This is a genomic window from Lysinibacillus sp. NPDC096382, assembly GCF_044762845.1.
Classification (GTDB): Bacteria; Bacillota; Bacilli; order Bacillales_A; family Planococcaceae; genus Lysinibacillus.
Genome location: NZ_JBIWFC010000001.1, coordinates 74,931 through 88,863, shown reverse-complemented (window position 1 = coordinate 88,863; position 13,933 = coordinate 74,931). Strand labels below are relative to the sequence as shown.

Below are 13,933 nucleotides of genomic sequence, written 5' to 3'. Positions count from 1 at the left end.
CGTCGTTTAGAAGCTACATTAGAATGTTAAAACTTTTTTCGCTGTTTCCATTACATCTTTATAGTTTGGTAACCAAACACCTTCAGCTTGTGGGAATGGGTACACAGTATCAGGTGCAGCCACACGAAGTACAGGTGCTTCTAAGCTTAAAATCGCGCGTTCTGTAATTTCAGCCACAACATTTGCAGCAATACCTGCTTGTTTTTGAGCCTCTTGTACAACGATTGCACGACCTGTTTTTTCAACTGACGCGATAATTGTTTCAATATCAATTGGTTGGATTGTACGTAAATCAATAACTTCTACAGAGTGACCTTCTTTTTCTAGTTCTTCTGCAGCTTTTAAGCTTTCGTGAACCATCAAACCATAGGCAATAATTGTTAGATCTTTACCTTCACGTTTTACATCCGCTTTACCTAGTGGAATTTCGTATGCTTCCTCTGGTACCTCTTCACGGAATGAACGATATAATTTTAAATGCTCTAAGAAAATTACTGGGTTATCATTTCGAATAGATGAAATCAGTAAGCCTTTCGCATCGTACGGTGTAGACGGTACAACAACCGTTAACCCTGGTTGTGCTGTCATTAAACTCTCTAAGCTATCTGAGTGCATTTCTGGTGTATGTACACCACCACCAAATGGAGAGCGGATTGTTACTGGCGCATTATAGACACCACCGCTACGATAGCTCATACGTGCTAATTGACCACTAATTGAATCCATTACTTCATAAACAAAGCCAAAGAACTGAATTTCAGGAACTGGACGGAAACCTTGAAGAGAAAGTCCGACTGCTAAGCCACCAATACCTGACTCTGCTAATGGAGTATCGAAAACGCGGTCAACACCGAATTCTTTTTGTAGGCCTTCAGTTGCGCGGAATACCCCACCATTGACACCTACATCTTCCCCGAATACAAGAACGTTTTCATCGTTCTTTAATTCTGTGCGAAGTGCATCTGTAATTGCTTGAATCATTGTCATTTGTGCCATAGGTTATTTCGACTCCTTCTCTTTATAGATTTCATATTGTTCTTTTAAATTTGATGGCATTTCGCCTTTATACATGTTTTCCATTAACTGTGTTACTTTTTGTTTTGGAGCAGCATCGGCTTTCTTGATTGCCTCTTTAATTTCTTCTTTTGCACGCTCAATAACAGCCTCTTCTTTTTGCTCATCCCATAAACCTTTCGCTTCTAGATATTTACGGAAGCGTACAAGAGGGTCTTTTTGCGCCCATTCAGTATCTGTATCCGATGTACGGTAACGCGTTGGGTCATCCCCCGCCATTGTATGAGGACCATAGCGATAGCACAGTGTTTCAATTAAAGTTGGACCTTCGCCATTAACTGCGCGCTCACGTGCATCACGTGTTGCTACGTAAACTGCTAGCGCATCCATTCCATCAACTAAAATACTTGGTAAGCCTGCTGCTACACCTTTTTGAGCAATTGTTTTCGCAGCTGTTTGTAATTCACGAGGTGTTGAAATTGCATATTGGTTATTTTGTACAATGAAGATTGCTGGTGATTTAAACGCACCTGCAAAGTTAATGCCTTCATAGAAATCCCCTTGCGATGAACCACCATCACCTGTATAAGTGACAGCCACAGCCTTTTTACCACGTTTTTGAATACCAAGTGCTACACCTGCAGCTTGAATATATTGTGCACCGATAATGATTTGAGGTGCTAATACGTTTACCCCTTCAGGAACTTGATTTCCCATAAAATGACCACGTGAGAATAAAAACGCTTTATCTAAAGGTAAACCATGCCATACGATTTGTGGTACATCACGGTAACCTGGTAAAATCCAGTCTTCTTTTTCTAATGCAAAGTGTGAAGCAAGTTGTGAAGCTTCTTGCCCAGCCGTTGGTGCATAGAAGCCTAATCGACCTTGACGGTTAAGAGAAATGGAACGTTGGTCTAAAATACGTGTATAAACCATACGCGTCATTAACTCAACTAGCTCCTCATCAGATAACTTTGGGTCTGCCTCGTCATTTATAATTTCGCCTTCTTCATTCAAAATTTGAAACATTTCAAATTTATCTTCTATTTCAGTTAGCGTTTGTTTAGCGTCAAAAATATTATTGTTTTTCTTGCCCATTTGTCACATCTCCCTTTCAGCTGTATTAAAATAAATCACCATTTCAACTAGTACAACTTATTCTTTGCACTCAGTATACTGAATAAAATACTGTCGGTCAATCATATAATTCGCGTGTAAACAAAGATTTTTTCTAACATAACAAATAAATAAACCTGTCCCACACTGTACCACCAATAAAGAAAAACTGTATTATAACACCTTGTCGAAAGTACACAATTATTCAGTTCCCCTACATGATTACCAATAGTAGAATGCCCAGTTCTAGACAATCTAATAGCTTTAGAAAAATTTTTAAGTATATTCAAATAAGGTCTTTTTTCATGTGATTGTTTTAAGACGTGGTGTATACTTATAAGTAAGCACCACAAAGTTGAAAGGAAGATTTATATATGATTTTAATGGATGATATTATTCGCGAAGGTCATCCGACTTTACGCACAAAAGCCGAGGAGGTCAAATTCCCTTTAACTGATGAAGTAAGACAGCTTGCAGAAGACATGCTTCAATATTTAATATACAGCCAAGATCCTGAAATGGCAGATAAATATAATTTACGCGGCGGTATTGGATTAGCTGCCAATCAAGTAAATAGTCTACATCGAATGTTTGCCCTTCATTTGCCTGATGACAATGGCGAACAATTAAGTTTTGTAGCGATCAACCCAAAAATCGTTAGCCACTCTGTAGAAAACTCATACCTTGCAGCGGGTGAGGGCTGCCTTTCTGTAGACCGCAATGTCCCAGGCTATGTACCACGTCATGCTCGTGTTACAGTTAAATTTAAAACAATTGACGGCGAAGAGAAGAAAATGCGACTTAAAGGCTTACCTGCTATAGCCTTCCAACACGAATTAGACCACCTGAACGGCATTATGTTTTACGATCGCATCAATGAAAAAAATCCATTTGCGGAAATTCCAGATTCTACACCATACGAGCGCGATTAGGAGCACAGAACGAAAGCAAACCCCTGCAGTTACTATAAACTGCGGGGTCTACTTTTTTACAAGCTCGTTTCGATCTTCTACCCATCATTTTCAACTTTATTTTTATGATATTTCTATCCCTTGTTCTAAACGTTCATTTATTTTTTCCAGCAGTACAGGCAGCTCTTCCATTGTTTGAATCGTATAATGCGCACCTGTTTCTTTAAATACTCGTGCTGTTTTTTCAATAGTTACTTGCTGCTCTTCTTCAGATAAAGCCATAAACTCTTCTTCAGATAACCCCATCTCAGAGCTTCCAACAATAACACCAACAGCCCAGACCCCTGCATTTAAAGCCTCTCGAATATCTGAAGTTGTATCTCCAACCTTCACAACTTGCTTCGTCGCCTCAATACCTAATGCCTCCATATTTTTAAAAATCATATATGGGTACGGACGTCCTTTATCTTCTACTTGAGTAGGCGTTACTAAAAAATCAGGTGCATATCCTTTTGCCGCTGCATATTGAGTCACTACCCCCATCATAGCGTCTGTATATCCCGTCGTAGAGCCAACACGAATACCCTCTTCCCTTAATCGATGCACCGTTTCTTTCACATGCTGAATCGGATCTGTGTAAGTAGCTAACGATTCCATTAGCTTTGATTCAAACTGCCTATATAAAGCTAGGACATCCTGTTCCGTAAAATCTCGGCCATATTTTCGGTTCCATACCTCACGAATTCTAGGCATTTTGAGCATTGTACGAATATGATCGATTTTCAGCATTCCCATTGGTTTACGCGCTTCCTCTAGCGTTACCTTGATTCTCGCATCTTCAAAAACCGTCAAGAAAACATTCACAGGAGCAAAGCAACCAAAATCAACGGTTGTACCTGCCCAATCAAAAATAACACCTTTAACCTTCATTACTCATCACCGCCATATAATTTTCGATAACCTTACATAATGTAGTCATATCATCTTCATGAATATCCCCAATATTGCCAATTCGGAATGTATCCACATCTGTTAATTTCCCTGGATAAATAACAAAACCTGATTTTTTCATCGCACCATAGAAATGCTCGAAGGAAAACCCTTCATAAGGGAATAAAAACGTTGTAATAATAGGTGATTGTAGCTCCTCTGAAATATAGGCATTAAACCCAAGTGCTGTTAAACGAGAGCGAAGTATATGATTATTATTCGCATATCGTGCGTAGCGAGCATGTATTCCACCTTCTTCTGCGAGCTCCTCTAATGCCTTCGCAAAAGCTGCCACTACATGTGTAGGTGATGTAAAACGCCATTTTCCATCTAGTTTCATCACTTCCCACTGATTATATAAATCTAACGCAACGCTTCTCGCTTGCCCTTTGCACTTTTCTAACTCCTCTATTCTTGCAATAACAAACCCGAACCCCGGCACCCCCTGGATACATTTATTGGCACTGCTAATTAAATAATCAATCCCTAATGCCGATACATCCATCGGTACGCCACCAAAGCTACTCATTGCATCAACGATAAACGTTTTGTTCAACTTTTTCACGACGCTTCCTATTTCAGCAATAGGATTTAAAATCCCAGTTGTCGTTTCACAATGTACAACTGCAACATGTGTTATTGTTGAATCATTTTCCAACAGCACTTTAACTTCGAATGGAGACGGTTGTTCATTATAAGGAACACTATAGACCGAATGCTGTAGCTTAAGCACTTTGGCCATTTCTACAATGCGTTCACCGTAAGCACCATTTGTGATAATAAGGACTTTATCTCCCTCACCAATTGCCGTTGTTAACACAGATTCTACAACAAAACTACCACTTCCCTGCATAAGAACAGTTGTATAATTTGTTTCTTTCACTTGCGCTAACTCTAAAAGCTGCTTACGTATTGTTTGCGTGACATTTTTATAATCATCGTCCCAAGTGCAACGATCCTTTAACATCACTTGTTTTACTGTTTTTGTTGTCGTTAATGGTCCTGGTGTTAATAATTTATAGTTGTTCATAAAATTAATAGCTCCTTATCGTTGTGCTTCTTTAAAGAACGCTTGATGTTTTTCTAATAAATCTACCGATAATGTTGTGTCCCATTTCTTTAAATATTTAGGAACAAACTCTTCATTTACTTGTTCACCTTCATAAAGAGCTACTGGATATTGCTTCAATAAATCGGGGCGGGCCTCCGTTGCTATTACTTTGGCTATTTCGCGCGCTAACGCTTCATCCCCCTCTTTATCTACCACAGCCACTGATTCTGTTAATGTAAAGTTACCTTCCTTTGGATCGATGTAATCAATCGGCAACCCTTCTTTTTTAGCATCGATAGCCTGAATACGTAGACCAAACCCTACAGCTACCTCGCCCGTTTTTACTTTTTTAATTGGTCCAGAACCTGAACTTTCAATATGTGGTCCAGCATTTTTGATTAAATCAGCTAATATTTGTTTACCTTCTTTTTCTCCATACTCATTAATAATTGCTTGTACTAACAACCAACCTGTTGAAGAGTCAAGAATATTAGGAAATGACAATAAATCTTTATAGGCAGGGTTTGTTAAATCCTTTATAGATGTTGGAACTGGCAAATCTTTTTGTTTTAACAAATCCGTATTGATAAAAATCGAGCCGATATTCCCTAAAATCGGTAACGCAAATGTAGAGCCACCATCTAGAGGCTTTAAATCAGAAGATAAATCTACAAACATTGACTGAGATTTTTGCGCACTTTCAATAAAATAAGAAGCCGTTGTAACGACATCCGCCTCAATGTCTTTCCCCTCCGCCATTATTTTCCCACCCAGTTCAGAAGTTCCGAATGATTGGATTAAATATTTACCTTCGTAACCCTTTTTATCTAATGTTGCTTCCATTACTTGAATGGCTTCATCATCCGCATTTGAATAAATAATGACTTGATCTTTCGAACCCGCTTCCGCTCCTCCACAAGCAGCTAAAACGATTGCAGAGCTAACTGTACCTAACATCATTACCGTTGATTTTTTCATCTTTATGCTCCTTTGTTTTTTCTTTAGGTGTTGCTATATAATCACAACCTAATTTCACAATGAGGTTTGTGCATAAAATAAAAATCGATAGGACAAAAATATCTGTATACTTCGCAAAATGTTGAAGTTCTTTTATACGTGTCGATACAAGCATCGTTTTCGTACTGACAAGGAAAATCACCCCACTAACAGTCACCATAGCGTTTAAAAAATAATAGCTAAACATTTGATAAATCGTAGGCCTGATATTCGGCAATATAACGCGAATAACCGTTTTTAACCACGAATCTTTTAATAGTTCCGCCGTTACTTCCCATGTCGGATCCATTTTTTGCAATGAATTTTTCGCCATTAAATATGGTGTTGTAAAGAAGTGAACAATATTACACGCAATAATGATAAGGAAAGTCCCTTTTAAGGTACTTCGGTTAAAGAAAAACAAATAAGAAAGACCAAGTACCATGCCTGGCACAGTATTCGTAATCATCGAAGCAAAATCTAAGCTTTTCTTCCCTTTAAGTGGCGTTCGTACATTTAATAGAGCGGCTACAAATGCTACACCTACACCTAAAACAGCTGTCAAAACAGCAACAATTAGTAAATTCATATAGACTTGCTTCAAGCCTTGTTCAGCTAAAACGTTTTTCACATGCTCTAAAGTAAAGTCGAAATCATATGGATAGCCCTTGGTAAAAGGTACTATAAATATTGTTGAAAACATGATTAACACTGAACCTACACAGACAAATGAGAAAACAGTAAATAGCAAATCACGTAACCGATGAACAACGAGGTCACTTTTAGAAACTTGCTTATATTGAAAATTAAATCGTTCTAAAATAGTTAACATAACAACTCCAAGTACAGCAGGTACTAACATTAAAATCGAAATCACTGCACCCCTCTCGAAATGTACAATGGAGCCAAGCATTGCTTGATATAGCTCAGTTGCAATAACTTTGTAGCCTCCACCAACTGACGCGGGGATCCCGAAATCTGTAAAGCTTAAAACAAACGATAATATAAATGCCCCACCAATCGCCCCTAGCATCGGTCGCAATACTGTATGATAAAATCTTCGTAATGGACGATCATGCATCAGCATGGAAACTAGCAGAAAACGTTTATCAATGTATTGCATAGAATTTTGCATTAATATAAAGGCAACAGGTAATGTATAAAGTACATAACCAATTAACAAACCGTTAAATCCATATACCGTAAACAAGGGCTGACCAAATATCTTCGTAATAATCCCTTGATTGCCAAAGGTATAAATTAGTACAAAACCATATGTAATGGTCGGTAAAAGCATCGGCAACGTAATACCAACTTGGACAAGCTTTTTCGTAGAGCGGTGCATCGTTGTAAAATGCACAGCATAGGCCAATAAAAAAGCTAAAATTGTCGTAATCAAAGCCGCTACTAAAGAGACTTGAAAACTATTTAAAAACGCATCATGAATCTCTACATTTTGCAATGTTTCCACATAGTTTTGAATAGTGATGGCCTTCCCCTTTTTTAAAGACTGCCAAAACATATAAAGTAACGGAACAATTAAAAAGAATACAAAAAAGAAAAGAATCGGCAGAAAAATCAATTTCATCATTTTATTTGTTTTAAGCATAAGATTCTCCAAATAGCTGATAAATGTTATGACGTTTTATATGAAGCTGCCTTAATATAAAATCTTCAACAAATTGGTTTTCCGGTGTATTTACTATTTCTTGCGGCGTTCCAAATTGCGAAACAGTTCCTTCATTAATAATTAACACTTTATCCGATAGTGTGAGAGCCTCCTCTGGATCATGAGTTACAATGATTGTCGTTAAATTAAATTGGCGAGCAATGGATTGAATACGTTCCTTAATCGATTCTTTTATTACTCCATCAAGCGCACTTAACGGTTCATCCAACAATAAAATTTTAGGTTGCATCACAAGTGTTCTAGCTATAGAGACACGCTGTTTTTGTCCACCTGACAATTCATGAATCTTTTTATGTAAATGTGGAGTCAGTTCTAAAAAGTCTATATATTCCTGAACCTCCGCTTTTGACATTCCTTCTTTTTTATTTTTTAAACCATACACGATGTTGTCATACGCATTTAAATGTGGAAACAATGCAAAGTCCTGAAAAACAATATTAAACCCTCGATCTCGCATTGATTGTTTCGATATATCTTGTCCATTGAAAAAAAGCTGTCCATTCGTTTGTTTTGTAAGACCTAAAATAATATTGAGTAAAGTTGTTTTTCCACAGCCACTCGGTCCTAGTAAAGAAACTATTTCACCAGATTGAATGCTTAAATTTATATTCTCTATAACTTTTTTATTTTTATAGTTTTTCGAGATATTTTTTAGTTCTAACAAATCCTTCACCTCTCTTTAGTTCTTAGTTTTAGTTTAGGGGCAATTTGTAAAGGAAATTACGGATTTGTGTAAATGTTGAGTAAATTATGACTAAGTGTTGACAAAGTTATGAGTGTTTTGAGTAAATAATAAGGAGAGGTGATGAAATGTATACAATAGAAAGGCAACAGCTTATTTTGCAATTTGTACGGAAACATAAGGTAGTAAAATTAGTAACACTAACAAATGAGTTCAACGTATCCATGGAAACAATCCGTCGTGATATTCAACAACTTGTTCAAGAAAAGAAAATCGAGAAGTTTTATGGCGGTGTAAAATATATTGAACCTGTTGAGGGATTGATTGATCACAGACTTCATGAACAGCTACCAGAAAAAATCGCTATTGCAAAAGCATGTGCTTCTTTAGTACAAGACGGGGAATGTATTTTTATAGATAGCGGAACAACCACATACCAAATGACACCATTTTTATTAGAGAAAGAAAAATTAACTGTCATTACAAACTCACTTCCAGTAGCCTTTGATTTAATTGGCTCCAATATCGAAGTGATTATCCTCGGTGGTAAAATTCGACATTCCGAAAAATCTGTAACGTCTAATGATTTCCTCTTCCGCTTCGATCACCTTAATATTAATAAAGCTTTTATTTGTGCTAGTGGCGTATCGATTGAAAAAGGAATTTCCGATTTCAATTTAGAAGAGGCTATTACCCGGAAACAAATTATAAATATTTCTCAAACTGTCTTTGTAGCAGCAGACTCTTCAAAATTTAACAAAGATGTCGCCATTCAAGTTTGTCCAGTAAATGAGGTAGATATGATTATTACTGATTACGCTCTACCAGAAGACACGATCAATCATTTCACGGATAAAGGTGTACAACTAAAAATAGTAAAAACAAACATTAAAGACACTGAATAATTTACTAAATACAAAAGCAACTAGTTGTAAGAATTGATTAACAACTAGTTGCTTCTTTAGTTTCTTTTTTCAATCACTTATGCCTACAGATGTCTTTTGCGCGAAAGCAGAGCGGCAGCGACAATAGGATGTAGGTCAATTAACCTAAAATCCTTTATTAACGCGCCGGAGGCTTTACTTATTTCAGCGGATGTTTGGACCCCGCTGAAATAAGTTAGATAATATTTAATTGGCGCATGATTTTAGCAAGACCATCCTCGTCCACATGCTCTGCAACATGAGTAGCAACAGCCTTCACTCTCTCATGTCCATTCCCCATCGCCACGCCAGTCCCAACAGCTTGCAACATTTCAATATCGTTGAGTCCATCCCCAAAAGCAATCGCATCATTTAACGTCAGCCCTATCTTCTCAAGGACCTTTTCAATACCAGCAGCCTTCGAGCCTCCCTTCGGTAAAATATCACAAGAATAGTGATGCCAGCGTACAAACTGCACGTTTGGAAATGCCTTACGATATAAATGTTCATCTTTTTCTTCCATAAAAATAAGTGTTTGATAGACATCGTTCTGCATATAATAAGTTGAGTCTATAGTTGGATACTCGTATTTCAATGTATTTAGACTTTCTACTATCATATCGTTATTTCCTACAGATGCAATCATACGCTTGTCGTCTAAAAATACTACAGGTTCATTTCGCGCTTCACCAAAGGCAATGATTTTGGCTAGTTCATCTTTTCCAACACCATTTGCATAGATAACCTCACCACGATAAACAACATATTGTCCGTTAAATGTCACATACGTATTAATATCTAGCTCTTCTAGTAAGGATTGAATCATGAAAGGTGCACGTCCAGTTGCAATCGCTATCTCATATCCATTACGACGAGCTTCAAGAAGTGCCTCTTTCGCAGAAGCCGGTAATATTTTCTCACTATTATAAAGTGTACCATCTACATCAAAAAATAATATTTTCTTCATCTTATAGTCCCCTTCATTATGTATTATTCTGCAAGGTTAATGACTTTACAGAGGCAATATTTTTTATTATAATGATCCTAAGGAGTGATGTGCCATGTTGAAGAAATTCAAACGTAAATTGTTGAAGCAACTTCGCGGCATACTCGGAAAAAAATCAATTGCCTAACATTTGCCCTTCATTATTTGAAGGGCTTTTCTTTATTTTAGAGTAACTGCGTGATAATATAAAGGAAATGCATTTATTTGGCTATGTGCAACCACTGTCTCATTGCTTAATTCAATTACACCTTGTTGTAATTACGTCTGGATTGTAACACTGAGAATACAAGAACTTCAAACGCCTAATTTCTTCTTTTGCTTACTAGAAATTTGCTGTTTTTTCTTGTAGTACGTGTGTGGTATTAGTCAAAGGTGCAAGAAAATTGTACGCAATTAAAGGAGAGCAAACTATGATTTACAAAGTTTATTATCAAGAAAAAGCAAATGAAATTCCAGTTCGCGAAAACACTAAAAGTCTATACCTAGAAGCTGCTTCAGAACGCGAAGTACGTGAAAAGCTAAAAGACCGAAACTACAACATCGAGTTCGTTCAATTGCTTGAAGGTAACTATTTAGTCTACGAACAAGCAAGCCCGAACTTTATCTTGGAGGAAATTTAACAAACATGAAGTTTGTTAAAAATGACCAAGCAGCTGTTTTCGCGCTCGGCGGACTGGGCGAAATCGGCAAAAACACTTACGGCGTTCAATTTCAAGATGAAATCATTTTAATTGATGCTGGAATTAAATTCCCAGAAGACGACTTACTCGGTATTGATTACGTTATTCCGGATTATACGTATTTAGTACGCAACGTTGACAAAATTAAAGGATTATTTATTACACATGGACATGAAGACCATATCGGTGGTATTCCCTACTTATTACGTCAAGTAAATGTCCCTGTCTATGGCGGTAAGCTTGCACTTGGTTTATTACGCAATAAGTTAGACGAGCATGGCTTACTACGTACAACAAAGCTTATCGAAATTAAAGAAGAAGATGTTATAAAGTTCAGAAAAACATCTGTTAGCTTCTTTAGAACAACACATAGTATTCCAGATGCTTACGGAATCGTTGTAAAAACACCACCTGGTAACATCGTGCATACAGGTGACTTTAAATTTGACTTTACACCTGTAGGAGAGCCAGCTAACTTAACAAAAATGGCTGAAATCGGCCGTGATGGCGTACTGTGCTTACTTTCAGATAGTACGAATGCAGAAAAGCCGAACTTCACAATGTCAGAGCGTACAGTTGGTAAAAGTATCGATGAAATTTTCCGTAAGGTTGATAGTCGTATTATTTTCGCAACTTTCGCATCTAACATTCACCGTTTACAGCAAGCAACAGATGCTGCAATAAAATACGGAAGAAAAATTGCTGTCTTCGGACGTTCAATGGATAATGCCATTACAATTGGTCGTGAACTAGGCTATATTAATGCACCAAAGGATACATTTATTGATGCCCAAAGCATTAATCGTCTTCCTGCCAATGAAGTAATGATATTATGTACAGGCTCTCAAGGTGAACCAATGGCTGCTCTTTCTCGTATTGCCAATGGTACACATCGTCAAATCCAAATCCAGCCTGGTGACACAGTTGTCTTCTCTTCTTCACCAGTACCAGGAAATACAGTAAGTGTAAACAAGATCATCAACTTACTTTTCCGTGCAGGGGCAGAAGTTATACATGGTGCACTAAATAATATCCATACTTCTGGTCACGGTTCACAGGAAGAACAAAAATTGATGTTGCGCTTAATGAAGCCTAAATTCTTTATGCCAATTCACGGTGAATTCCGTATGTTGAAAATGCATACTCATCTAGCAGAAGATTGTGATGTTCCGCTTGATAATACATTCGTCATGGAGAATGGTGACGTGCTAGCATTAAGTGCCAACGAAGCACATGTAGCAGGTCGTATTCCTTCAGGAGACGTTTATATTGATGGCAATGGTATCGGAGATATCGGTAATATCGTATTACGCGATCGACGCATTCTTTCTGAAGAAGGTTTAGTGATCGTTGTTGTAAGTGTGGATATGGAAAACCAAAAAATCGTTTCCGGTCCAGACATTATTTCACGAGGCTTTGTTTACATGCGTGAGTCAGGTACGATGATTAATGAAGCACAAAAAATGCTAAACCGTCACCTAAACGAGACCATTAAAGGCAAAACTCCTCAATGGACTGAGCTAAAAAATGAAATTACCGACGTTTTAGGACCATATTTATTTGAAAAAACAAAACGTCGCCCTATGATTTTACCGATCATTATGGAGGTTTAACATCATTAAAAAACTACGCAAAATTGCGTAGTTTTTTTATTTTCATTTTTTTGGAACCTCTTTGCTCTTTTTTTCGTATATAGTATGACGACTCTAAAACCATTTCAAACGTGCAATGAATTAGAGTAACACAAGAATGGCTACATAAATGGAATTATATCCCTATTTTAACACTATCAGAAACCCTGCCCACACTTCTAGTCACCTAGACTATTTCTTTATTGCCGCTAACACTTCAAGTTTTCTTACAGTATTCTTTAATCTTAACTAATTTCGCAGTGTCATAACTTTAACTATCGTTACAGACAGATAAGGATCGCTCACCCGTCTTAGAGTGTGCAATCCTATCCTTATGTCTACATATTAAAGTATTTAGCTATTACATAAGCAATCCAACGATAATCTGGCTGCAAGCGTATGTTTTCAATTAAACCTTTTATAATCGGTTTACTATAGGTTGGATTTTCGACTTGTTCTTTTAATAATTCTAGAGACTCGCGTTCTATAGTGTCTATTAAGCCATCTAGATGTTGTTCGATTAATTCTAGCAAAGATTCCTTTGAAAATTCTTCATTACAAGGTTTTGCTGTTAATTGAACGAGTTCTTCGGTCATAAATGGAATCGTTGTATACCTTGCAAGAATTTCCGTCTTTTCAGCTAGAGATTTAGACAATTGATCTAAATCGAGTGGTATATCAGAAAAAATAAAAAGTTCTGAATAACTTTTCATGAATCCTTTTATGCAATACATAACATCATATTTTGTTTCGTCGAGTTCATCCTGATATAGTTGCTCAAGCATATAGATAATCGACTTAGACATCTCGACATCATAGGCAATTATTTTCTGAAACAATTCTTTTTTTGTAAGAAGTACTTTCTCATTAAAAAACACACGGGCAGATGCAGCATGTTTTTTAAAAGCTTGAAAAATACTTTTGTAAAATTCAACTAAAATGATATCTTTACTAAGTGAACTTCTGACTACTTGGTCAACGTCAGTGACAAACTGTTGTAGATAATTCTCTACCATTGAAATTAGAAGCTCGTCTTTTGTTTTGAAAGATAAATAAAATGCGCCTTTTGAAATCCCACATCGTTCTGTAATTTGCTGTACAGATGTAGCTTCAAAGCCTTGTTCTGAGAATAGCTCCAACGCTTTCTCCATAATAAGTTGCTTTTTTAACATACTTTAAATTCTCTCCTAATGTGTTTCATTGACAAATGACCGATTAGTCATTAGTATATATAACGAAA

General features: G+C 36.9%; 13 protein-coding genes. 4 read left to right on the top strand and 9 right to left on the bottom strand.

Going from position 1 to position 13,933, the window contains the following annotated elements; all coding sequences use genetic code 11:
- Positions 1-18: 18 nt before the first annotated feature.
- Positions 19-996, bottom strand: coding sequence for an alpha-ketoacid dehydrogenase subunit beta (locus tag ACIQZA_RS00405; RefSeq protein WP_079559704.1), 978 nt, complete (start codon positions 994-996; stop codon positions 19-21).
- A gap of 3 nt (positions 997-999) precedes the next feature.
- Positions 1,000-2,115 (bottom strand): pyruvate dehydrogenase (acetyl-transferring) E1 component subunit alpha, encoded by a 1,116-nt coding sequence (gene pdhA, locus ACIQZA_RS00400; RefSeq protein WP_142507608.1) that lies wholly within the window; start codon positions 2,113-2,115, stop codon positions 1,000-1,002.
- A gap of 392 nt (positions 2,116-2,507) precedes the next feature.
- Here pdhA and def point away from each other — a divergent pair, with 392 nt between their 5' ends.
- Positions 2,508-3,065 carry a peptide deformylase gene (gene def / locus ACIQZA_RS00395; protein WP_400938986.1) on the top strand — a complete coding sequence of 186 codons (558 nt, stop codon included), beginning with the start codon at positions 2,508-2,510 and terminating at the stop codon, positions 3,063-3,065.
- Positions 3,066-3,167: 102 nt separating this feature from the next.
- Here def and phnX read toward each other — a convergent pair whose 3' ends face one another.
- The 5 genes from phnX to ACIQZA_RS00370 are packed head-to-tail and all read right to left on the bottom strand — an operon-like array spanning position 3,168 to position 8,435.
- Complete coding sequence (gene phnX / locus ACIQZA_RS00390) at positions 3,168-3,974, bottom strand: phosphonoacetaldehyde hydrolase (protein WP_402880196.1); 807 nt, start codon at positions 3,972-3,974, stop codon at positions 3,168-3,170.
- Complete coding sequence (locus tag ACIQZA_RS00385; protein ID WP_400938991.1) at positions 3,964-5,064, bottom strand: 2-aminoethylphosphonate--pyruvate transaminase; 1,101 nt, start codon at positions 5,062-5,064, stop codon at positions 3,964-3,966. The genes phnX and ACIQZA_RS00385 overlap by 11 nt, the downstream gene beginning before the upstream one ends.
- 15 nt (positions 5,065-5,079) lie before the next feature.
- Positions 5,080-6,063, bottom strand: coding sequence for an extracellular solute-binding protein (locus ACIQZA_RS00380; RefSeq protein WP_402880198.1), 984 nt, complete (start codon positions 6,061-6,063; stop codon positions 5,080-5,082).
- Positions 6,026-7,690, bottom strand: coding sequence for an ABC transporter permease subunit (locus ACIQZA_RS00375; protein WP_402880200.1), 1,665 nt, complete (start codon positions 7,688-7,690; stop codon positions 6,026-6,028). The genes ACIQZA_RS00380 and ACIQZA_RS00375 overlap by 38 nt, the downstream gene beginning before the upstream one ends.
- Complete coding sequence (locus ACIQZA_RS00370) at positions 7,683-8,435, bottom strand: ABC transporter ATP-binding protein (protein ID WP_400938998.1); 753 nt, start codon at positions 8,433-8,435, stop codon at positions 7,683-7,685. The genes ACIQZA_RS00375 and ACIQZA_RS00370 overlap by 8 nt, the downstream gene beginning before the upstream one ends.
- 146 nt (positions 8,436-8,581) lie before the next feature.
- Between ACIQZA_RS00370 and ACIQZA_RS00365 the strand changes: the two genes are divergently transcribed.
- Positions 8,582-9,358: a DeoR/GlpR family DNA-binding transcription regulator gene (locus ACIQZA_RS00365; RefSeq protein WP_402880202.1), complete on the top strand. Its 777-nt coding sequence runs from the start codon at positions 8,582-8,584 to the stop codon at positions 9,356-9,358.
- 214 nt (positions 9,359-9,572) lie between these two features.
- Here ACIQZA_RS00365 and ACIQZA_RS00360 read toward each other — a convergent pair whose 3' ends face one another.
- Positions 9,573-10,343 carry a Cof-type HAD-IIB family hydrolase gene (locus ACIQZA_RS00360; RefSeq protein ID WP_400939003.1) on the bottom strand — a complete coding sequence of 257 codons (771 nt, stop codon included), beginning with the start codon at positions 10,341-10,343 and terminating at the stop codon, positions 9,573-9,575.
- A gap of 449 nt (positions 10,344-10,792) precedes the next feature.
- On the opposite strand from ACIQZA_RS00360, the gene ACIQZA_RS00355 reads away from it, so the two are divergent.
- Entirely contained in the window at positions 10,793-11,002 is a 210-nt protein-coding gene (locus ACIQZA_RS00355; protein ID WP_142507617.1) for a DNA-dependent RNA polymerase subunit epsilon, read from the top strand.
- A 5-nt stretch (positions 11,003-11,007) separates the two neighbouring features.
- Positions 11,008-12,675, top strand: a complete 1,668-nt coding sequence (gene rnjA / locus ACIQZA_RS00350) for a ribonuclease J1 (RefSeq protein WP_400939006.1) — start codon at positions 11,008-11,010, stop codon at positions 12,673-12,675.
- Between the two features lie 356 nt (positions 12,676-13,031).
- Here rnjA and ACIQZA_RS00345 read toward each other — a convergent pair whose 3' ends face one another.
- Positions 13,032-13,865: a TetR/AcrR family transcriptional regulator gene (locus ACIQZA_RS00345; RefSeq protein WP_400939009.1), complete on the bottom strand. Its 834-nt coding sequence runs from the start codon at positions 13,863-13,865 to the stop codon at positions 13,032-13,034.
- Between the last annotated feature and the right edge of the window lie 68 nt (positions 13,866-13,933).

Bases quoted from the DNA above. Each gene is read 5' to 3' on its own strand.
- ACIQZA_RS00405 (WP_079559704.1), bottom strand. From the start codon at position 996: ATGGCACAAATGACAATGATTCAAGCAATTACAGATGCACTTCGCACA.
- pdhA (WP_142507608.1), bottom strand. From the start codon at position 2,115: ATGGGCAAGAAAAACAATAATATTTTTGACGCTAAACAAACGCTAACT.
- def (WP_400938986.1), top strand. From the start codon at position 2,508: ATGATTTTAATGGATGATATTATTCGCGAAGGTCATCCGACTTTACGC.
- phnX (WP_402880196.1), bottom strand. From the start codon at position 3,974: ATGAAGGTTAAAGGTGTTATTTTTGATTGGGCAGGTACAACCGTTGAT.
- ACIQZA_RS00385 (WP_400938991.1), bottom strand. From the start codon at position 5,064: ATGAACAACTATAAATTATTAACACCAGGACCATTAACGACAACAAAA.
- ACIQZA_RS00380 (WP_402880198.1), bottom strand. From the start codon at position 6,063: ATGAAAAAATCAACGGTAATGATGTTAGGTACAGTTAGCTCTGCAATC.
- ACIQZA_RS00375 (WP_402880200.1), bottom strand. From the start codon at position 7,690: ATGCTTAAAACAAATAAAATGATGAAATTGATTTTTCTGCCGATTCTT.
- ACIQZA_RS00365 (WP_402880202.1), top strand. From the start codon at position 8,582: ATGTATACAATAGAAAGGCAACAGCTTATTTTGCAATTTGTACGGAAA.
- ACIQZA_RS00360 (WP_400939003.1), bottom strand. From the start codon at position 10,343: ATGAAGAAAATATTATTTTTTGATGTAGATGGTACACTTTATAATAGT.
- ACIQZA_RS00355 (WP_142507617.1), top strand. From the start codon at position 10,793: ATGATTTACAAAGTTTATTATCAAGAAAAAGCAAATGAAATTCCAGTT.
- rnjA (WP_400939006.1), top strand. From the start codon at position 11,008: ATGAAGTTTGTTAAAAATGACCAAGCAGCTGTTTTCGCGCTCGGCGGA.
- ACIQZA_RS00345 (WP_400939009.1), bottom strand. From the start codon at position 13,865: ATGTTAAAAAAGCAACTTATTATGGAGAAAGCGTTGGAGCTATTCTCA.